At 71.0% G+C, this 20,009-nt stretch carries 20 protein-coding genes; 8 read left to right on the top strand and 12 right to left on the bottom strand.

The features are described 5' to 3' along the window. Positions 1 to 179 precede the first annotated feature (179 nt). From ABD785_RS26020 to ABD785_RS25995, 6 genes are all read right to left on the bottom strand, one after another. Entirely contained in the window at positions 180 to 626 is a 447-nt protein-coding gene (locus ABD785_RS26020) for a hypothetical protein (protein WP_344833133.1), read from the bottom strand. A 124-nt stretch (positions 627 to 750) separates the two neighbouring features. Next, complete coding sequence (locus ABD785_RS26015; protein WP_344833130.1) at positions 751 to 2,280, bottom strand: hypothetical protein; 1,530 nt, start codon at positions 2,278 to 2,280, stop codon at positions 751 to 753. Positions 2,281 to 2,342: 62 nt separating this feature from the next. Beyond that, a complete protein-coding gene (locus ABD785_RS26010) occupies positions 2,343 to 3,353 on the bottom strand; it encodes an ArsR/SmtB family transcription factor (RefSeq protein ID WP_344833127.1) in 1,011 nt (336 codons plus the stop codon). Positions 3,354 to 3,400: 47 nt separating this feature from the next. Continuing rightward, positions 3,401 to 4,222 carry an MBL fold metallo-hydrolase gene (locus tag ABD785_RS26005; protein ID WP_344833124.1) on the bottom strand — a complete coding sequence of 274 codons (822 nt, stop codon included), beginning with the start codon at positions 4,220 to 4,222 and terminating at the stop codon, positions 3,401 to 3,403. Positions 4,223 to 4,244: 22 nt separating this feature from the next. After that, a complete protein-coding gene (locus ABD785_RS26000) occupies positions 4,245 to 5,102 on the bottom strand; it encodes an SAM-dependent methyltransferase (protein ID WP_344833121.1) in 858 nt (285 codons plus the stop codon). 49 nt (positions 5,103 to 5,151) lie between these two features. Beyond that, on the bottom strand, positions 5,152 to 6,465 hold the full coding sequence (locus tag ABD785_RS25995) for a cytochrome P450 (RefSeq protein ID WP_344833119.1): 1,314 nt from the start codon (positions 6,463 to 6,465) through the stop codon (positions 5,152 to 5,154). A 107-nt stretch (positions 6,466 to 6,572) separates the two neighbouring features. Between ABD785_RS25995 and ABD785_RS25990 the strand changes: the two genes are divergently transcribed. Beyond that, complete coding sequence (locus ABD785_RS25990; RefSeq protein ID WP_344833116.1) at positions 6,573 to 7,736, top strand: acyl-CoA dehydrogenase family protein; 1,164 nt, start codon at positions 6,573 to 6,575, stop codon at positions 7,734 to 7,736. A gap of 22 nt (positions 7,737 to 7,758) precedes the next feature. Further along, a complete protein-coding gene (locus tag ABD785_RS25985; RefSeq protein ID WP_344833113.1) occupies positions 7,759 to 8,337 on the top strand; it encodes a TetR/AcrR family transcriptional regulator in 579 nt (192 codons plus the stop codon). Positions 8,338 to 8,379: 42 nt separating this feature from the next. Here ABD785_RS25985 and ABD785_RS25980 read toward each other — a convergent pair whose 3' ends face one another. Then, on the bottom strand, positions 8,380 to 8,958 hold the full coding sequence (locus tag ABD785_RS25980; RefSeq protein WP_344833110.1) for a hypothetical protein: 579 nt from the start codon (positions 8,956 to 8,958) through the stop codon (positions 8,380 to 8,382). Between the two features lie 253 nt (positions 8,959 to 9,211). Between ABD785_RS25980 and ABD785_RS25975 the strand changes: the two genes are divergently transcribed. Beyond that, positions 9,212 to 11,056 carry an ABC transporter ATP-binding protein gene (locus ABD785_RS25975; protein ID WP_344833107.1) on the top strand — a complete coding sequence of 615 codons (1,845 nt, stop codon included), beginning with the start codon at positions 9,212 to 9,214 and terminating at the stop codon, positions 11,054 to 11,056. Here ABD785_RS25975 and ABD785_RS25970 read toward each other — a convergent pair. Next, positions 11,022 to 11,771 (bottom strand): MHYT domain-containing protein, encoded by a 750-nt coding sequence (locus tag ABD785_RS25970; protein WP_344833104.1) that lies wholly within the window; start codon positions 11,769 to 11,771, stop codon positions 11,022 to 11,024. The genes ABD785_RS25975 and ABD785_RS25970 overlap by 35 nt on opposite strands. 160 nt (positions 11,772 to 11,931) lie before the next feature. On the opposite strand from ABD785_RS25970, the gene ABD785_RS25965 reads away from it, so the two are divergent. Beyond that, a complete protein-coding gene (locus ABD785_RS25965; RefSeq protein WP_344833102.1) occupies positions 11,932 to 12,432 on the top strand; it encodes a hypothetical protein in 501 nt (166 codons plus the stop codon). A gap of 81 nt (positions 12,433 to 12,513) precedes the next feature. Here ABD785_RS25965 and katG read toward each other — a convergent pair whose 3' ends face one another. From katG to ABD785_RS25950, 3 genes are all read right to left on the bottom strand, one after another. Continuing rightward, the gene (gene katG, locus ABD785_RS25960) at positions 12,514 to 14,742 is read right to left on the bottom strand and encodes a catalase/peroxidase HPI (RefSeq protein WP_344833099.1); all 2,229 of its coding nucleotides are present in this window, start codon (positions 14,740 to 14,742) and stop codon (positions 12,514 to 12,516) included. A gap of 32 nt (positions 14,743 to 14,774) precedes the next feature. Further along, on the bottom strand, positions 14,775 to 15,209 hold the full coding sequence (locus ABD785_RS25955; RefSeq protein ID WP_344833096.1) for a Fur family transcriptional regulator: 435 nt from the start codon (positions 15,207 to 15,209) through the stop codon (positions 14,775 to 14,777). A gap of 67 nt (positions 15,210 to 15,276) precedes the next feature. Next, positions 15,277 to 16,107, bottom strand: coding sequence for a dienelactone hydrolase family protein (locus ABD785_RS25950; RefSeq protein WP_344833093.1), 831 nt, complete (start codon positions 16,105 to 16,107; stop codon positions 15,277 to 15,279). 119 nt (positions 16,108 to 16,226) lie between these two features. Here ABD785_RS25950 and ABD785_RS25945 point away from each other — a divergent pair, with 119 nt between their 5' ends. From ABD785_RS25945 to ABD785_RS25935, 3 genes are all read left to right on the top strand, one after another. After that, positions 16,227 to 17,609, top strand: coding sequence for a TY-Chap domain-containing protein (locus tag ABD785_RS25945; RefSeq protein WP_344833090.1), 1,383 nt, complete (start codon positions 16,227 to 16,229; stop codon positions 17,607 to 17,609). A 108-nt stretch (positions 17,610 to 17,717) separates the two neighbouring features. Next, entirely contained in the window at positions 17,718 to 18,350 is a 633-nt protein-coding gene (locus ABD785_RS25940) for an ATP-dependent Clp protease proteolytic subunit (protein WP_344833087.1), read from the top strand. Between the two features lies 1 nt (position 18,351). Further along, positions 18,352 to 18,954: a ClpP family protease gene (locus ABD785_RS25935; RefSeq protein ID WP_344833084.1), complete on the top strand. Its 603-nt coding sequence runs from the start codon at positions 18,352 to 18,354 to the stop codon at positions 18,952 to 18,954. A gap of 6 nt (positions 18,955 to 18,960) precedes the next feature. Here the strand turns inward: ABD785_RS25935 and ABD785_RS25930 are convergent, their stop codons facing one another. Beyond that, positions 18,961 to 19,320 (bottom strand): helix-turn-helix domain-containing protein, encoded by a 360-nt coding sequence (locus tag ABD785_RS25930; protein WP_344833082.1) that lies wholly within the window; start codon positions 19,318 to 19,320, stop codon positions 18,961 to 18,963. Positions 19,321 to 19,520: 200 nt separating this feature from the next. On the opposite strand from ABD785_RS25930, the gene ABD785_RS25925 reads away from it, so the two are divergent. Continuing rightward, positions 19,521 to 19,967, top strand: a complete 447-nt coding sequence (locus ABD785_RS25925) for a hypothetical protein (protein ID WP_344833080.1) — start codon at positions 19,521 to 19,523, stop codon at positions 19,965 to 19,967. The last annotated feature ends 42 nt before the right edge of the window (positions 19,968 to 20,009 follow it).

Genomic DNA, 20,009 nt, shown 5'->3' with positions numbered 1-20,009 from the left:
ACGGACATGGGCATGTCGCCGGGATGTTCGGCGGGTACCCGGATTTCCGGGATGTTCTTTATGGCGTTAAATCGAAAGGATGTACTTGTTTGGGGAGCGGCGAGGACCCGGCGCGGGGGCGTCGCCGCTCCCCCATTTTCGTGGTCGGCCCGGCCCCCGCCGGGCCGGGGGGCTTCGGGTCAGCCGCAGCGGTTGACGGTCGGGGAAGAAAGCACCTTGGCCGTGTACCAGGTGTAGTTGGTCTTGTTGGTGAAGTTGTGGCAGCCGGCGGCGATGCCGAGCTTGGGGCCGAGGCAGAACTTGGTGCTGCTTCCGCCGATGACGGCGGGGTCGCAGACGATGCCGAGGCCGCCGACGACCGGGTTGGTCTCCGGGAGGAGGCGGTCCGAGCCGTTGCCGTTCATGACGACGGTGTAGCCCTGGACGGAGGTGCCGCCGTACATGATGCAGGAGATGATCACGTGCTGGCTGTCCGACAGCTGCGCGGCCGAGGAGCAGGTGGCGGTGCCCCACGTCGGGTAGCTCGAGCTCCAGGCGTTGGCGCTGGCCGAGCCCTGGACGACGGTCGCCATGGCCAGCGCGGTGCCGAGCGTGCCGACGGTCTTGAAGATCTGCGAGCGGTTCATCAGGCCTCATCTCCGGGACGGGGAACGGAACATCGCCGATCATGAACAGCCGCCCCGGCACCGGCAAGGTATTCGGCGCCACCCCGAATAGCCCTTTGCGGTGGACCGTTCCGCACCCCGGAGGTCACACGATGCGGCGCGTGGACCCTGCCGTGAGATCGGTGACGTACAGGCCGTAGGCGAAGTAGCGGGCGTTCTCGGCGAAGATCGGTTCGGTCCACGCCGGGACGCCGTGCTCGAAGACGTACTCGACGGCGTATCCGAAGGGATTGCCGAAGATCGCCGCCCAGTAGTCGTCGTTCTGGACGATGAACGTGCGCCTGTGATCCGCGGGTGGTTCGCCGGTCGGGTTGTAGGCCTTGTACTCGCGGAACCGGAACTCGCCGGGCGCCACCCACTCCAGCGTGTCGACATAGCGGTCGGGGCGCGGCCACGGCTGGTCGCTCCCGGGCAACCGCACCTCCACCGCGCACAGGCGGTACTGCGACCACGCCTCCAGGGTCTCGCGGACCTGGAAGTAGTAGCCCTGCGCCTGGGCGCTCTGCCCCGCCTTCTCCAACCTGGAGATCGTCTCGGGCAGGCCGCGCAGGTCGAAGCCGTCCGCGGCCAGGGCGGCGGCCCAGTTCCTGGAGGCCGCGCCCGCGTCGTGGCTCTGGGCCATGCTCTGCCGCAGTCTCCCGAGCCGCTCGCCGTTGGCCTGCGACAGGCCCAGGAGCTCCGGCGGAAGCTCCCCTTTGAGCACCGTGATCAGGCTCTCTCGTTCGTGCCGTCTGAGCGTGGCCATCGGCTTGGCGGCGGCCGCCTCCAGCGCGGCCAGCAGGCCGGCGTGCCGTTCGTCGTCCTGCGCTGTCCGCACGGGCGGCTGGCTGAGCTCCGGATCGGGCTGCTCGTCGATCCCCCTCGCGGGCGACGGCTGGACGGGCGAGGGCTGGACGGGCGAGGGCTGGACGGGCGAGGGCTGGACCGGGACGGGCAGGCCGGCGGTCGCGACGGGCGCCGCGGCCAGCGGCAGCAGGTTCAGCCTGTTCCCCCAGCTCCGCCAGAGTTCGTCGTGCCAGGTCTCCAGGGTCTCCGGCTCGATCCAGGACCGTCCGTGGGGGAAGAGCCGGTCCAGGGCGCGGGCGATCGGGACGCGCAGGCCGTCCCTGGTCCAGGGGACGCCGGTCGCGGGGCCCGGCGGGACGGAGAGGATCGCGTCGACGACGTCCCTGGGCTCACGCAGCCGGATCTCGGGAGTGATCTCGTCGTTGCGGACGAGGAGCGGGCTCATCTCCGGCCGCGAGGTCAGCAGCGCCCGCACATACGACACGGCGTACCTCTGGGCCGCGTTCCGCAGGTCGTTGCGCGCGGACGTGGCCGGGTCGTCGTCGTCCATGGCGAGCTCGTACAGGTCGGCGTACTGGATCTCGACGAACCGCCCGATCATCCCGTTGATCTCCGCGACGGCCGCGTGCCGCCGCTGAGCCGCCCGGCTCGCCCCCAGCCGGAACGTCGAGAGCCACCGCTGCGCCTCCGACAGCCGCTCCAGGTTCGCGCCGCAGACCGTCCCGACGTTCTTCGCCAGGTAGTTGGCCGCCCCCTGCGGCCGGTGGTTCTTGTCCGTCGTCTCGATCAGCTCGGTCCGGCCCGACGTCTTGATCCACTTGAACTGCACGTGCCCTCCCCCATCGCCCTTCGTCCATCGAACAACGCCCCCGGCGATGACGCCACCCGTTCTCAGAGGTCGCGGGACGGGCCGTGGGAGTTGGTGGACAGCAGGTCGCGGCCGAGGAGGCTGAGGATGTGGCGGACGGCGCGGCCGTCGCGGTGGGTGGTGACCAGGCCGGCCTCGCGGAGGGTGCGGATGTGCTCGGAGGCGGTGGAGGGGCTGCTGTGCAGGCGCCGGGCGAGTTCGGTGGTGGAGCAGCCGGACTCGATCGCGCGCAGGGTGCGGGCGCGGGCGGTGCCGACGAGCGCGGCCAGGGAGTCGACGCCGCCCTGCGGGCCCGGTCGCGGGAGTGCGGCGGGGACGGGGTAGCACAGGAGCGGACGGCGCTCGTCCGGGCTGTGGACGAGGCTGAGGAAGCCGGAGTCGGCCGAGGCGATCGGGGAGAGCAGCAGGCCGCGGCCGTCGAACGGCAGGTCCCGGGCGGCGAGGCCGTCGAGTTCCAGGCCGCCGCCGGTCCAGGAGAGCCGGGGGCTGAGCGAGGCCAGGACGGTGCCCATCCCCTTGCGCGATCCGAGGTCGGCGCGACGGCCGATGTCGGCGTCCAGCGCGCGCTGGATGAGGGCCCATTCGGGTGCGAGGAAGCGGTGGAACAGGACGTGCAGGCCGTCGGCGAGGACCCGCAGGAGCTGGGGGCGGTCGAGCAGCAGATCACGGGCGGCGCAGGGGCGCATCAGCCGCCACAGGCTCCCGGTGAAGCGGCGCACCGGATCCTCGAGCCCCTGGCCGAGCGCGGTGAGGGCGTCGAGCTCGTCCCCCATCGACGGCCGCCCGGTGTGCACCCGCGGCACCTCGAAGCGGAACAGCTCGCCCGCCACCGCCGCCCGGACGCCCGAGCTGGTGAGCAGGTCGATCATCGGCAGCGAAGCGCTCGGCACCGACCGGTGGACGTCCCGCCAGAGGGTCCCCGCCGGTGCCAGCCTCGGCTGGTGGACGCAGAGCGCCGCGTAGACCGCATGATGCAGCGCCGAGACGCCGAACCGGGTCGCCGCGAGATCTCCAGCCGTGAACACGAGCCGCACCACTGATCTTTAGCCGATCCGGGCGCAACTAGCAAGCGCTTGGTCAGCTATTCCAGGGAGATGACGAAGTCGTCGTAGGGATGGTCGCCCGGACCGTCGCCGATCTCCGACAGCGCCGCGCGGATCGCGTGCAGCCGGGACGGCGGAAGCTGGAGCGGCGGCTCGTCCGGCTGGTAGGTGGTGCGGACGGGGTAGTCGACGCCGGGCGTCGTGGTCATCTCGATGTGGCAGCCGAGGAGCTGGGTGACGTCGCGGGTGTCGGTGAAGGCGATCAGGCGGTCGATCGAGGCGGTGAAGGCCTCGCGGTCCTCGACGTAGAGGCGTCCGGGATAGACGGTGTCACCGGTCAGCAGGAAGCCCGTGGACGGGTCGAAGAAGGTGACGGCGGCGTCGTGGTGGCCCGGGGTGTGCAGGCATTCCAGGGGGCGGCCGCCCAGCTCCAGACGGGCCGTCCCGAGCTCGGGAAGGCCGAGGAACCGCTGGACCGAGGCCAGGGAGGCGTCCACGAGGGTGGTGGCGGGACGGCCGGCGAACTGCGGGTCGCCCGCCACGTGGTCGCCGTGCCCGTGGGTGTGCAGGACCAGGAGTTCGCAGGACGGCCGGGAGTTCCGCTCCCGCCAGTCCTCGATCAGGGCGTCGACGGTCCGCCGCAGCGGGAAGAGCTCGGGGGAGGCGGTGGCCCCGGTGTCGAGGAGGACGGCCCGGTCGGCGCCGAAGAGCAGGTAGAGGAACGGGGCCTCGTAATTGATCGCCTTGTTCTGGCGGAGGATGAAGGTGTCCGGGTCGTAGGCGTGGACCTGGATGTCGGGATCGGTGTTGTGCTTGGCCGACTCCGACCCATGGATCCAGCGGACGTCCAACGAGCGCATGAGCCCTCCCCCCGGGTGCCGCTCATTCTGGCACGGCGGACGGCTTGCGGCCGACGCCGCACAGGTAGTAGCGGTCGAGGTCCCACTTCCCCGCGGCGGCCTTCTCGCGAGCCCGCCGCTCCGCTCCCCCGCGCGGGACCGGCACGAGGTCGGGACGCCAGGCCGCCAGCGGGACGACCCCGGGGTCCAGCAGCTCCGTGCCGGTGAAGAACTTCTCGATCTTCTCGGGTGAGCGGTAGGTCATGCCGGTCGTGGCGTTGTCGTAGATCGCGCCGACCGCCGAGGTGAGGCCGTCGTTCCCGGTGGTGTGGGAGATCGCCAGGTAGCTGCCGGGCACGAGGGCCTCGAGGAGCGTCGCGACGATGCCGTACGGATCCTCGTCGTCGGTGAGGCAGTGCAGGACCGAGTTCATGAGCAGGCCGACGGGCCGCTCGAAGTCGATGACGCGCCGGACGACGGCGTCGCCGAGGATCCGTTCGGGGTCGCGCATGTCCACGTCGGTCATCTCGACCAGGCCGTCGCCGCTGGTCAGCAGGGCGCGTCCGTGGGCGACGACGACGGGGTCGCAGTCGAGATAGACGACCCGCGCCCCCGGGTCGGCGTCGCGGGCGACCTCGTGCACGTTGCCGCGCGTCGGCAGGCCCGCGCCCAGGTCCAGGAACTGCCGGACGCCCCGCGACGACAGCAGCCGCACCGACCGGCGCAGGAACCCGCGGTTCTGCGCGGCCAGCAGCGGTGTGAAGGGCGCGAGCTCCAGGACGCGCCGGGCGGCCTCCCTGTCGGCGGCGAAGTGGTCCTTCCCGCCCAGGTAGAAGTCGTACATTCGCGCGACGTTGGGGGTCGTCGAACCGATCGGATCCCCTGCGTCTCCGGACCTCACCAGGACCGCTCCCGTCTCCCCGGCACGGTGTCCCGGACCGCCGCAGAGTTTACCCGGGCGGGGTGAAGGTGAAGGGCATTCGCTTGATGCCGTTGATGAAGAACGAGGCGAGACGGTCGTGGTCGCCGGTGGCCCGGACGTCGGGGAGCCGGGTCAGGAGCTCGCGGAGCATCACGGTGATCTCGCGGCGGGCGAGATGGACGCCCAGGCAGTAGTGGGGGCCGGGGCCGCCGAAGCCGACGTGCGGGTTGGGGCTGCGCGTGATGTCGAAGGTCTCGGCGTCGGGGAAGACCGTCTCGTCGCGGTTGGCCGAGGTGTAGAGGAGCGCGACGATGTCGCCCTTCTTCAGCTTCGTCCCGTTGAGGTCGTGGTCGCGGGTGACGTTGCGGCGGAAGTGGATGACCGGCGTCGCGTAGCGGATGATCTCCTCGACGGCCGGGGCGATGCGGGCGTCGAAGTCGGCGAGGAGCAGTTCGCGCTGCTCGGGGAAGTCGGTGAGCAGGCGCAGCGCGTGCGCGATGGCGTTGCGGGTGGTCTCGTTCCCGGCCACGACCAGCAGGATGAAGAACGAGCCGACCTCCTGCATGGTCAGGGACTCGCCGTCGGCGTTGGGGTTGACCAGCCGGGTGATGAGGTCGTCGCCGGTGCCGCCGCGCCGGTCCCTGCCGAGCCTGCGGACCAGGCGGAACAGGTCGTGGCCCGCCCGGACGAGCTGCACCGAGGTGACCGTCACGTCCTTGAGGCGGGGCGGCTCGGTGAGGCCGCGCGGGTCGCCCTTCATGCCGTTGTACTCGGGGTCGGTGTAGCCGAGGATCACGTTGGTCCGGTCGAGGATCATCGCGTGGTGCTCCTCGGGGATGCCCATCAGATGACAGATCACCTCGACGGGCAGCCGGGCGGCGACCTGGGCGACGAAGTCCGAGGGGCCCTCGGCGATCAGCTCGTCGACGATGCGGGCCGCCCGGACGCCCAGGTCCTGGTCGATGCGCTCCAGCATCCGCGGGCTGAACCCGCGCGAGACGACGCGCCGGATCCGCGCGTGCCGGGGATCGTCCATGTTGATCATCGAGCCGAAGAAGCGGGCGGCCCAGGGCGGCATCTCCATCAGCGAGTTGGAGGTGGGCTCGCTGCTGAACACCTCCGCGTTGCGGCTGGCCTCCAGGACGTCGGCGTGCTTGGCGAGCACGTAGAAGCCGGGCTTCGACCTGACCATCGGGATCTTCTGCAGCGGGACGAACGGGGCGGAGTCCAGCGCGCGCATCGCGGCGAACGCCTTCATCCGGAACGCGTCGGGACGGGTCCAGAACGTCATCTCCGTCAGCGAGAAGTCCTGCAGCTCGGGAGGGAGGGCCGGAGCCGTCATGATCAGCCGATCCGATCGTTGAGAGACATGAAGAGAAATATGTCTCACCGGACCGGTGGCGGGCAAGGGGTTCCGTAAGAACATACTTACAAGTATGGTTCCATACCATGGAGTATGGTGAAGAGATCGTCGAGCGGGTCAGGGAGCTGGCGCCGGTGCTCGCCGGGCGGGCCGCGCAGGCCGAGCGGGAGCGGCGGCTGCCTGACGGGAACGTCGCCGACCTGGCCGGGACCGGGCTGTTCGGGATGCTCGTGCCCGCCCGGTTCGGCGGGCCCGAACTGGGGCTGGAGGCCATGGCCGACGCCTGCCGGGAGATCGGCGCGGCGTGCGCGTCGACCGGATGGCTGTCGGTGATCTACACGCTGCACAACTGGATGATCGCGCTGTTCCCCGAGGAGGCGCAGGCGGAGGTCTGGGCGGGCCGTCCCCATGTGCTGGTGCCCTGCGTGCTGTCGCCGGGCGGGACCGCCGAGCCCGCCGTCGGAGGAGGCCACCGGGTCACCGGGCGGTGGTCGTGGGCCAGCGGCATCGAGCACGCCGACCACGTGATGGTGACGGCCCTGGTCACCCGGGACGGCACGATCGAGCCGAGGCTCTTCCTGCTGCCCCGATCGGAGGTGACCGTCCATGACGTCTGGCGGACCAGCGGGATGCGCGGGACGGGGAGCAACGACGTCGAGGTGGCGGACGTCCTCGTCCCCGCGCACCGTTCGGTGGCCCTGACCGAGCTGACCGGCGGCCGCTCACCGGGGGCGCGGGTGCACGGCGGCGCCCTCTACCGGGCCCCGCTCGTCCCGGTGTTCGCGCTGACGGGGGCCGCGCCGGTGCTCGGGGCGGCCGAGGGCGTGCTCGCCGCGTTCGCCGAGCGGATGCGCAAGCGGTTCCTCGCCTACAGCGGGCAGCGGCAGAGCGAGCTGATGAGCGGCCAGATCCGGCTGGCGGCCGCGACCGCCGAGCTGGCGGAGGCGCGGCTGCTCCTGGACGACGCGCTGCGGGCGGTGACGCGCGACTCCCCGGAACGGCACGAGCTGCCGGAACGGGCACGCTCCCGGATGGTGGCCGCCCACGTGGTCGCCACCGCGCGCAGGGTCGTGAACGAGCTGTGCGGAGCCGCCGGGGCGAGCGCGCAGTTCACCGACTCGCCGTTCCAGCGGGCTCAGCGCGACGTCAACACCATCTCCGGGCACGTCGTCTTCGATCCGGACACGGCATACTCCCTCTACGGCAGGATCGCGCTGGGCATGGATCCCGGGCCGATGGCGCTCGTGTGAGCGGGACGGAGCGGGGAGCACGATGACGGCCCGGACGAAGGCGACCCGGACGAAGGTCGCCAGGCGGGACTGGATCGAGATCGCCTACCAGGAGCTCGCCGCGGCCGGGGAGCACGGTCTGACGATCACCGCGCTCGCCGCCCGGCTCGGCGTCACCAAGGGCAGCTTCTACTGGCACTTCAAGGACCGTCCCGAGTTCCTGCGCGCGCTGCTCGACCGCTGGGCGCACGAGCGGACCGACGAGGTCCTGGCCCTCGCCCTCGGCAGCACCACCGACCCCCGCGAACGGCTGCGCCGCATCCAGGCCCTCGGCCACGAGATCGCCCCCGTCGACCGCGCTATGCGCCTGTGGGCCCAGCACGACCCGGACGCCGCCGCCGCGGTCCGCCTCGCCGACCGGGCCCTCCTCGGCCATGTCGCCGCCTGCCTCCGGGAGCTCGGCTTCGCCCCCGACGAGGCCGCCGACCGGGCGCTCCTGCTCCTGCGCACCTGGGTCGGCGCCTACCTCGTCCCCGACCCCTCCGGCACCTCCCCCGAGCGTGCCGACCGCGTCATGAACCTGCTCCTCACCCCGCAGGGGGAGCGCCCCGGACGGTCCTGAGGCCGTCCGGGAACGCCGGCGACGCGGCCCGAAGGCCCCGCGCTAGGAGCGGCGGAGTTTCCAGGTGCTCTTCGTGGTGGTGGCGCCCTTGGTGTACTTCTGCTGGATCGTGCCGGTCCTGCCGGAGCAGGTGTAGGTCGCCTTGATGGGGAGGAGGCCGAGCTCGGCGCCCTTCTTGGCGGCCTTGGCGATGTTGAGGGTGGTCGTGAAGGGGCTGGTCAGCTTCAGGAGGGCGTTGCCCTTGACGCTGCTCACCTTGGCGGTGATCTTGCCCTTCGTGCTACCCGTGATCTTGCTGCTGGCGGTCAGCTTCCTGGTGAGGGTCACCGACGCGCTGGTCGGGACGCCGCTCACCGTTCCGGTGCCCTTGAGGGGCTTGGATCCGGTGAAGTCGTAGGACATCTTGCCCGTCTTGGCGAGCTTGACCTTGATCCCCGCGCCGCCCTTGACGGTGAACTCCGCGGCCTTCTTGGTGTCCTTCACATAGACCGTCGCGGTCGTCACCTTCCACGACCCGACCCAGCACTTCGCCTTGGGCGCGGCCGAAGCCGCGCTCCCCATCGCCGCGGTCCCCGCCATCGCGACGACGATCGCTCCGGCCACCGACATAATGCGCACCATGCGCCCACCTCCGAGCGCAGAGTCTCTTCCCCCGGGGCCCCTTCCGGATAGCGCGTTTCCCACTAAATCTCCGGCCCCCAACGCGCCCAACCTGACAATGTCCGGAGTCCGGCGCGCGCCCCGCGGCGCTCCGGGCACCCGGCGCCCTGTCCTGCTCCGGACAGGGCCGGCGACCCGCAGTGGCCAAAACCATTCGACCCCGGGCCGTGCCCGGGGAGAGCATGGAGGCGGCGGTCGGCGGCGGGGAGGGCGCATGACGGGGGCATCGAAAGGCGGCGCGGGGGACGAACGGAGGCGGGCGCTGCTGATGGCGGTGCGCCGGTACTGCGGGGAGGTCCGGCGTCAGTGGCGGACGGCGGTGCCGGCGCTGACCATTCCCGCGCTGGGGAACGTCTGCATCTTCTACCTGGCGCCGCTGTTCGTGGCGGCGCTGGTCGGGAGGCTGGCCGGTGGCGGTGGCGAGGTCTCCGTCGGTGAGCTGATGCCCTGTGTGCTCGGCTTCGGCGGGATGCTGCTCGCCGGGGAGGTGCTGTGGCGGCTCGGCCTGCACTTCCACAACCGGCTCGACGCCAGGGGCATCGAGCGGCTCGGCTCGCAGGGCATGGACGAGCTGCTCCGCAAGGACGCGGCGTTCTTCCAGAACTCCTTCGCCGGATCGCTGACCAAGCGGATCCTCGGATACGCCAACGGCTTCGAGCAGTTCGCCGACACCCTCACCTTCTCGATCATGGGCAACGCGATCCCGCTGGTGTTCGCCTCGGTCGTGCTGTGGCGCTACGACCCGCTGCTCGTCCTGGTGCTGGTGGGGCTCATCGTGGTCACCGGCCTGATCGTGACGCCGTTCATCCGGCGGCGGCAGGTCCTGGTCGACGAGCGCGAGGCCGCGAAGGTGCGGGTCTCGGGACATGTCGCCGACGTCCTGACCAACATGGAGACCGTGCTGGCGTTCGCCGCCGAGGACCGGGAGGCCGAGGAGTACCGGGACAGGCTGGCCGAGCAGCACCGCACGTCCCTGCGCTCCTGGGACTACGGGAACCTGCGCGTCGACACCGTCGTCGCGCCGATGTCGGTGCTGACCAGCGCGATCGGGCTGCTGATCGCGGTGGCGCTGCGCGGCGGGCTCGGAGCCGAGGCGATCGTGGTGACGTTCGCCTACTACTCCAACGCGACCCGGATCATGTTCGAGTTCAACCAGGTCTACCGGCGGATGGAGAGCACGCTGACCGAGGCCGCCCAGTTCACCGAGCTGCTGCTGGAGCCGCCGGCCGTCCTCGACCCCGACGAGCCGCAGCCGCTGGAGCCCGCCGACGCGGCGATCCACTTCGAGCGGGTCAGCTTCGCCCACGACGGGACTCCCACCCTGTTCGACGGGCTCGACCTGCACTTCCCCAGCGGATCGAAGATCGGGCTCGTGGGCCGGTCGGGCGGCGGCAAGAGCACCCTGACCCGGCTGCTGCTGCGCCTCATGGACGTCGACGGAGGCAGGATCCTCATCGGCGGCCAGGACATCGCCGGGCTCCGGCAGAGCGACCTGCGCGGGCTGATCTCCTATGTGCCGCAGGAGCCGGCGATGTTCCACCGGACGGTCCGGGAGAACATCGCCTTCGCCCGTCCCGGGGCCTCGGACGCCGAGGTGCTGCGGGCCGCGCGGGCGGCGCACGTCACCGAGTTCACCGACGCCATGCCCGCCGGCCTGGAGACCCTGGTCGGCGAGCGGGGCGTCAAGCTGTCGGGCGGGCAGCGCCAGCGGGTCGCGCTCGCCAGGGCCATCCTGCGCGACGCCCCCGTCCTGCTGCTCGACGAGGCGACCAGCGCGCTCGACTCCGAGAGCGAGGTCCTGGTCCAGGAGGCCCTGTGGCGGCTGATGCACAACCGGACCGCGCTGGTCGTCGCGCACCGGCTGAGCACCGTGGTCCGGATGGACCGGCTGGTCGTCCTCGACCGCGGGACGGTCCTCGAACAGGGCTCCCACCAGGAGCTCCTCGAGGCCGAGGGCGCCTACTCCCGGCTCTGGCACCACCAGTCCGGCGGCTTCCTCACCGAGGAGGAGGACGCCCCGGACGCTAGTGGGCGGGGGCCTCTTCGCGTAGCTCCTTGAGGTCAGGGGACAGGACGAGGGCGCCCGAGATGACGGTCGCGACGACGATGATGCCCATCATCAGCGGGATGATCACGTTGATCTGGGCGGCGCCCTCCATCGGGTTCACGGCGTCGGACACGTGGTGCAGGTTCATCGCGGCCATGCCGGTGTAGTGCATGCTGCTGATCGCCGCGCCCATCACCCCGGCCGCCCCCACGGTGAACCAGGCGTTCTCCGCCGAGAGCGCCGCCCACAGCGCCGCCGTGGCCGCCACGACCGCTATCACGACCGACAGCACGACGAGCGTCCGGTCGTAGGAGACGTGCTCGCCGACGTGCATCGCGGCCATGCCCAGGTAGTGCATGGCCGCGACGCCGCAGCCCGTGATGAGTCCCGCGCTGCCGAGCTGGAGGACGCCGACGCCGTGGTAGCCGACGATGAACAGCCCGCACGCGACGACGACGATGGCGATCAGCAGGCTGGCGACCGTCAGGGGGACGTCGTACCGGATGTTCCGGTCGGTGATCGAGAAGCCGAGCATGGCGATGAAGTGCATCGCCCAGATCCCGGCTCCGCCGATCGCCACCGCGGCCGCCGTCAGCCAGGCCGCGCGCCGACGGTCCCGGTAGTAGCGGCTGCGGAGCGCCGCGCGCAGGCCGAGGAAGGATCCGAAGACGGACATGGCATAGGCCAGCACGGGCGTGACCGGTCCGTAGGTGAAGTGGTGGATCAAAGCTGCCGTCCTCTGTGACCGCCCATATTGCGAGGCGGACGGGAAATAATGCCAGACGGCGGCAAACATATGGTTTCCGGCCCTTTACGTGATGATGTGACCCAGACCACCTTGCCGCACCGGCCTTGACGTCGGCGGAGCCAGCGCGCAGCATCGGGGAATGTTGCAGGCATTCTGTTTCGGCGCCCTGGCGGTGACCCTCGAGGACCTGTACTTCGTCGATCCCGACCCGGAGCCGGGCCAGGAGGATCCCGAGCGCGGGGTGCGGGTGGAGCTGCGGCTGGTGGAGCCGTCGCCGTGGCGCGGTTCGATCTACGCCGCCCAGCGGACGGTCGTCGACACGGGCCTGTGGCGGGCCGACTTCTTCGAGTCGATCGCCGGCGGCCCCGGCAGCAGGGACCGGATGCACCACCACCCGTCGATGACGGAGAACGAACCCGGCGCCCGGGTCTTCGACGAGGCCCTGACCGCCGATCCCTTCGGCTGGCTCGCCACCCGCCTCGCCGACCTCCCCGCTCCCTGCCTCTCCCCCGCCTCCAAGGCCGACGCCGCCGAACTCCTGGCCGGCATCCCCCATATCGTCGACGCCGCCCGGACCATGCTCTCCCGCGTCCACGCCGGTGAACTGGCCCTCTCCCCCACCCGCCCGATCCGTCTTTAGGGCGGAGAACGATCCGGCTCCAGGGCGGAAAAGAGGTCAGGCCGACCCCCTCGCGGGGATCGGCCTGGCTGGGTGCGTGGATCAGGCGAGGTCGAAGCGGTCGAGGTTGGAGACCTTGGTCCAGGCGGCGACGAAGTCGGTGACGAACTTCTCCTTGGCGTCGTCGCTGGCGTAGACCTCGGCGAGGGCGCGCAGCTCGGAGTTGGAGCCGAAGACGAGGTCGACACGGCTGCCGGTCCACTTGACCGCGCCGGTGGCGGAGTCGCGGGCCTCGAAGGTGGTGGAGTCCTCGGAGGTGGCCTTCCACGTCGTGCCCAGGTCGAGCAGGTTGACGAAGAAGTCGTTGGTGAGGACGCCCGGGGTCGCGGTGAGGACGCCCAGCGAGGACTGCTGGTGGTTGGCGCCCAGGACGCGCAGGCCGCCGATGAGGACGGTCAGCTCGGGAGCGCTCAGGGTCAGCAGGTTCGCCCGGTCGATCAGCGAGTACTCGGCGGGAAGGCGGGTGCCCTTGCCGAGGTAGTTGCGGAAGCCGTCGACGGCGGGCTCGAGCGCGGCGAACGACTCCACGTCGGTCTGCTCCTGCGAGGCGTCGACACGGCCCGGGGTGAACGGGACCTCGACGTCGACGCCGCCGTCCTTGGCGGCCTTCTCCACCGCGGCGGCACCGGCCAGGACGATCAGGTCGGCGAGGGAGATCTGCTTGCCACCGGACTGCGCGGCGTTGAACGAGGACTGGATGCCCTCGAGGGTGCGCAGGACCGTCGCGAGCTGGCCGGGGTCGTTGGCCTCCCAGCTCCGCTGCGGCTCGAGGCGGACCCGGGCGCCGTTGGCGCCGCCGCGCTTGTCGCTTCCGCGGAAGGACGAGGCCGAGGCCCAGGCGGCGGAGACGAGCTGCGAGACCGACAGGCCGGAGGCGAGGATCTGCTCCTTGAGCGAGGCGACGTCGGAGGCGTCGACGAGCTCGTGGGCCAGCGCGGGGAGCGGGTCCTGCCAGAGCAGCACCTCGGACGGGACCTCCGGGCCGAGGTAGCGCACGATCGGGCCCATGTCGCGGTGGGTCAGCTTGTACCAGGCGCGGGCGAAGGCGTCCGCGAACTCGGCGGGGTTCGCGAGCCAGCGGCGCGTGATCTGCTCGTAGACCGGGTCGACGCGGAGCGCCAGGTCGGTGGTGAGCATGACCGGGGCGTGGGTCTTCGAGGCGTCGTGGGCGTCGGGGACGGTGCCCGCGCCCGCGCCGTCCTTGGGCTTCCACTGGTTGGCGCCGGCGGGGCTCTGGAAGAGCTCCCACTCGTAGCCGTAGAGGATCTCCAGGAAGCTGTTGTCCCAGGCGGTCGGGGTGTTGGTCCAGATCCCCTCGAGACCGCTGGTGATCGTGTCGCCGCCCTTGCCGGTGCCGAAGCTGTTCTTCCAGCCGAAGCCCTGGTCCTCGATCGGGGCGGCCTCGGGGTCGTCGCCGACGTGGTCGGCCGGGCCGGCGCCGTGGGTCTTGCCGAAGGTGTGGCCGCCGGCGATCAGGGCGGCGGTCTCCTCGTCGTTCATCGCCATGCGGCGGAAGGTCTCACGGATGTCGCGGGCCGCGGCCAGCGGGTCCGGGTTGCCGTTCGGGCCCTCGGGGTTGACGTAGATGAGGCCCATCTGGACGGCGCCGAGGGGCTCCTCGAGCTCGCGGTCGCCGGTGTAGCGCTCGTCGGCGAGCCAGGTGGTCTCCGGGCCCCAGTAGACGTCCTCGTCGGCCTCCCACACGTCGGCGCGGCCGCCGGCGAAGCCGAAGGTCTCGAAGCCCATCGTCTCGAGGGCGACGTTACCGGTGAGGATCATCAGGTCGGCCCAGGAGATCTTCTGGCCGTACTTCTTCTTCACCGGCCAGAGCAGGCGGCGGGCCTTGTCGAGGTTGCCGTTGTCCGGCCAGCTGTTGAGGGGCGCGAAGCGCTGCTGGCCCGCTCCCGCGCCGCCGCGGCCGTCGGTGATCCGGTAGGTGCCGGCGCTGTGCCACGCCATGCGGACCATGAAGGGGCCGTAGTTGCCGAAGTCGGCCGGCCACCAGTCCTGCGACGTCGTCAGGACCTCGGCGATGTCGGCCTTCACCGCGGCGAGGTCGAGGGACTTGAAGGCCTCGGCGTAGTCGAAGCCCGCGCCCAGCGGGTTGCCCACGACCGGGTTGGTGGCGAGGATCTTCAGGTTGAGGCGCTCGGGCCACCACTGACGGTTCCCGCCGCCCTGGGTCGGGTGCGCGGCGCGCTCGTGCGCTACCGGACAGCCGCTCTCTTCGGGCTTGGCATCCGTGACGATCGCATCATGGTTCTCAGACATGGGAATCCTTCCGGAGGAAGCTGATCAGGCGCTCAGGTGCTGGTGGTGGAACAACCGGGACACAGGCCCCAGTAGATGACCTCGGCCTCGTCGATCGCGAAGCCGTGCGCTTCGGACGCGGTCAGGCAGGGAACCTCGCCGACCGCGCAATCGACGTCCACGACGATCCCGCAGGACCGGCACACCAGATGGTGGTGGTTGTCGCCGATGCGCCCCTCGTACAGGGCCGGGCTGCCCGCCGGTTCGATCCGGCGCACGAGCCCCGCCGCGGTGAGGGCGTGGAGTGCCTCGTAAACGGCCTGCACGGAGATGTGGCCCACGCGGTCACGGACACCGGAGGCGATGGCCTCGGCGCCGAGATGGCCACCACTGCGGACGATCTCGAGCAGGGCCACACGGGCCGCCGTGACCCGCAGGCCCGCACCACGCAGCTCTTCGGCGATGGTCGGTGTCTGGGACGCGGTCATGACTTCAACCTACCGCCATAAACACGAATCATACAAGATAATGACATAACCAAGTTTTGGGAGATCATCAGTCCTGAGCGGGGGCGAGCAGACGGCGGCGGAAGAGGTCGAGGACCTGGTCGAGGGCGTCACGAGTGGGCTGACCCGGCTCGTCGATGAGGTGGTCGGTGACCGGCGAGTGGGGGCGGATGAGGCCGTCGGGGTTGGCCGTGGAGTCGTCCAGCTCGATCGCGGTGAAGGCGTCGCCGAGGGCCTCGCGCAGGAAGGCGAAGCGCTCGGCGGGGACGAGCCTGTCGCCGGTGAACCGCAGCCCCAGGACGTCCAGGTCGCCCGCGGCGCAGCGCCTCTTGACCGTTTCCAGGTCCGCCGGGGAGATGTCGATCCCGCGACGCTGCCGCCGGGTCACCGGCAGCGGGAGGGACGGCTGGGCCACCACGGGGGCGAGCAGCCGGTCGTCGACGGCCATGGCCAGGGCGAATCCGCCGGTCAGGCACATGCCGATGGCTCCGACGCCGGGACCGCCGCAGCGCTCGTGCTCCCGGGCCGCCAGGGCCCGCAGCCAGGTCACGACCGGCGAGCTGCGGCCGGTGGCCAGGAGGGTGAACTCGCGGCTGACACAGACCTTGGTGAACGCGCGGGCCACGGTGGCGATGGTCCCGGTCCAGCCGTGGGCGGCCGGGTAGGGGTCGCGGCCGGCCACGCCGAACAGGTCGGGCAGGACGGCCGTGCAGCCGAGGTCGCGGATCCTGCGCGCGAAGCCCGCGACCAGCGGCGTGATCCCCGGAATCTCACTGATCACGATCACGGCCGGGCCGGTTCCCGCGCGGAGGACCGGATGGGTGCGGCCTCCGGAGGTGAAGGCTTCGCGGGCGAAGTCGGTCAGGGGGTCGTCGGCCATGCCGATCCTCCCGGGAGGCGGGGAGCGCAGTGGACAGTCGGTCCAACATAGCGCGACGGGAACGCCCGATTTCAGAAGATCAATTCACGGGACCGGGAACACGGCCAGAATGTCCGATCATGACCGACTGGAATGCGTACATCCCGGTGCTCGAGGAGTACCTGCGGAGGCTCCAGGTGGGCGCGACGCTCGCGCTCTTCCTGCCCGGCGACCGGGAGATCCTCATCGGACGGTTCGACGGCCGGATGGTGGCCACGCTCACGGACAAGCACTGCCGGGACGAGCGGCTGAAGCTCTCCGAGGCCGACCAGAGGGTGCTGGAGGAGCTGAACTGGTTCGGGCCGCCGCCGTCGTGGGGACTTTCGATCGCGAACCCGGGCGACGCGCACATCGTCGATCTCGCCAAGCGCTGCGTCATCACGATGATCGACGCCTTCCACGTGGACTCGCCCGCCCAGGTGACCCCGCGCTGCCGGATCGGCGGCGGCGGGCCCGAGGGCCGCGATCTGGACGTCTCCTCGCTGCGTTTCGCGCCGCCGGTCGCCGAGCCGATCTTCGGGCGGCGGCCGTCCTCGGGAGGCCGGTCCGTCTTCGACCAGCATCCGCCGTCGGTCTACCCTCCGCCGCCCGCCCAGAACCAGCCCCCCGCCCAGCCCCAGCCCGTCCGCTCCCCGCAGGCCCAGCCTCAGCCCGTCCCTGCCCAGCCGCAGCAGGCCTACGCCCCGCCCGGCTACGCGCAGCCCGCCTACCAGCCGCCCGCTTATCCGCCACCCGCATACCCCCAGGGGGGCTACCCCTCGCCCGTGCACCACGCTCCGCCGCCCTACCAGCAGCCGTCCCCCTACCCGGCGCCCCCGGTCCAGCGGCAGCCCGCGTTCCAGCCGCAGGCGGCGCCGGTTCCGCCCGGGCGGGCGGCGGTGTTCGACACCTCGGGCTGGCGGGCGGGGAAGACCGAGGACGCCTGGGTGGACGGCGCCGGCGCCAACATCGCGCTGAAGATCCAGGACTTCCCGCTGACCGAGACGCACTGGCTCGACGACCTCGAGACGGCGCGGCGCAATCTCGCGGCCTCCTACTCCCAGCACGGCTGCCTGATCCAGGCCGACCCGGTGTGGATCGGGGGCGTGCCCGGCATGGCGCAGGTGTTCAAGATCCCGCATCCCTCGCGGCGGTCGGGGCTGCTGTTCGGCGCCTCGGTGTTCCTGGCGAAGTCGACCCGGACGGTCGTCCTGCAGTTCATGGACGAGGAGGGGCCGGTGAGCGGCGTCCGCGAGGCGACGGCGATGGCTCGGTTCGGATCGTTCGCCCCGGCCCAGCACCCCTACGTCCGGGATCTCACCGGCAGGCTGCCGTTCAACCGGGCGGACGACGCCTCCCTCGATCCGCAGTTCCCCGACCATCCCCTCAGCCGGGCCCGCGCGTGGGTGCGCGATCTCGATCGCCGGGTGCGCCTCGACGCGGCCTTCGCGGCACTTCCCGATTTCCGCGGAACGTCTCGCTGAACGGGTTATCTGCTGCCAGCAGATAAAGCTGCCGTCCCCTGTTCCGCCCTTTTATCGTCGGTCGTGACGACGGAATTCGCCGACGTCACGACGGAAAGGCGAAAGGCTGTGAAGAGGACGGGAGAAGGGGTCGCGGTGCCGGGCGGCCTCGATGACCAGCTGGCGATCCGCCTGCTCCAGCAGCGGATCATCGTGCTGGGCGCGGAGGTCGAGGACCGGATCGCCAACCGGTTGTGCGCTCAGCTGCTGCTGTTGTCGGCCGAGGATCCGCGCAGCGACATCAGTCTCTACATCAATTCCCCCGGTGGTTCCGTCAGCGCGGGACTCGCCATTTACGACACGATGAACCTGATTCCCAACGACGTCAGCACGCTCGCTCTCGGACTGGCCGGCAGCATGGGGCAGTTCCTCCTGAGCGCCGGTACGCCGGGAAAGCGGTTCAGCCTGCCGCACGCCCAGGTGCTGATGCACCAGGGGTCGGCGGGTTTCGGCGGGACGGCGGCCGACGTCGAGATCTACGCGGGGCAGCTGGAGCGGATCGGGACCCTGCTCACCCGGCTCACCGCCGAGCAGACCGGACGGCCGGAGGACGAGGTCGAACGCGACAGCCGCCGCGACCGGTGGTTCAGCGCCGACGAGGCGCGCGAGTACGGGCTCATCGACCACATCGTCGAGCGCATGGACGACGTGCGTCCCGTGCTGGCCCGCCAGCAGTCCGTCGGCTACAAGATGGGGGCCTGACATGAGCCAGTACACGATTCCGACCGTCGTCGAGCGGACCCCGAACGGGGAGCGGGCGTTCGACATCTACTCGCGGCTGCTGTCGGACCGGATCGTCTTCCTCGGCACCGAGATCGACGACGGCGTCGCCAACGTGGTGATGGCGCAGCTGATCCATCTGGAGTCCTCCAGCCCGGACTCCGAGATCGGGCTGTACATCAACTCCCCCGGCGGCTCGTTCAGCGCCCTGACCGCGATCTACGACACGATGCAGTTCATCAAGCCCGACATCGCGACGTACTGCATGGGCCAGGCGTCGTCGGCGGCCGCGGTGCTGCTGGCCGCCGGGACCCCGGGCAAGCGGTCGGTGCTGCGGCACGCCAAGGTGATGCTGCACCAGCCGTCGAGCCAGGCCCGCGGCACCCTGCCCGACCTCGCGGTCCAGGCCAAGGAGGTGGCGCGGGTGCGGGCCGAGATGGACGCGATCCTCAGCCGGCACACCGGTCATCCGGCGTCCAAGATCAGGGTGGACACCGACCGCAACCGCACGTTCGACGCCGCCGAGGCCGTCGAGTACGGCCTCGCCGACGTGATCATCTCCAGCCGGAAGGACATGCCCGGCTGAGGCGCCTCAGGCGGCCAGGCAGAAGATGTCCCCGGCACCCGGACGGGCGGCCGGACGGCGCATCGCGACGGTCCCCACCGTGATCCTGCGCGCCCGGTCGTCGGCGAGCATCCGCCCGGCCTCGACCAGGACGTCCGCCAGCTCCACCCGCAGGGCGTCGCAGACGGCGGCCAGCACCTCGGAGGAGGCCTCTTTCCGGCCTCTCTCCAGCTCGGACAGGTAGGGCATCGAGATCCGGGCGGCGCGCGCCACGTCGGCGAGCGTCCGCCCCTGTGCCCGCCTGACCCGGCGCAGCACGTCCCCGAGCAGGATGCGCAGCAGCGGCTGCCGCCGGGCCCCGCCCGTCTCGACCGTCGGTTCCGCCATGACCCGCCCTCCCGTGCGCCGCACCGCCCGGCGTCCGGGGCGGCCTCCCCCCTTCCTACCCCGCCCGACCGCCGGTCGCAGCCGTGTTCTCGGTGGGCTGACCCATCGGCCGGGGTGGACGCGGCCGATCATGAATAGGCAGAATGCCGAACAAGATCGACAGAACACCCGGTTCTGCCGCGGAACGAGAGGGATCCCCCATGGCGATGCGAGGCAGGGCGGCCGTCGTGACGGTGGCCATGGCGGCGACCGTCCTGGCCGGGACGGCGGCCCCGGCCCAGGCGGCGAACGCCTGCTCGGTCCCGAAGAGGTTCAGCAAGGTCATCTCCCTGTGGGACAAGGGCAGCGTGCGCTCCAGGACCGCGAAGCATCCCGGCGGAGCGGTCCGCGGCAGGTACATGAAGCTGGTCGACGACCACTACACCGAGCCCCATCACGTCGCCTACGGCGGAAGGCACACCCACTACCTCACCAAGAAGGCCGTCATCTGCCTGACGCTCACCGGCCCGCGCAAGACGGGACTCAAGCGCAGCACCCTGAAGGGCCTCAAGCACCAGGCGGCCTCCCGCAACAGCACCAGCACCGACTACGGCCTCATCATCCGCAAGAAGCGCGTCGTGAAGATCGTCCAACTCTGGCACCCGTAGCGGCGATCACGGACCCGGGGCACCGGCAGGATGTTCCGGCGA

The sequence above is a fragment of the Actinocorallia longicatena genome (assembly GCF_039534125.1).
In the GTDB taxonomy this organism is placed as follows: Bacteria; Actinomycetota; Actinomycetes; order Streptosporangiales; family Streptosporangiaceae; genus Actinocorallia; species Actinocorallia longicatena.
The sequence above is the reverse complement of the archived record's forward strand: the minus strand, read 5'-3'. Positions and strand labels throughout refer to the sequence as shown.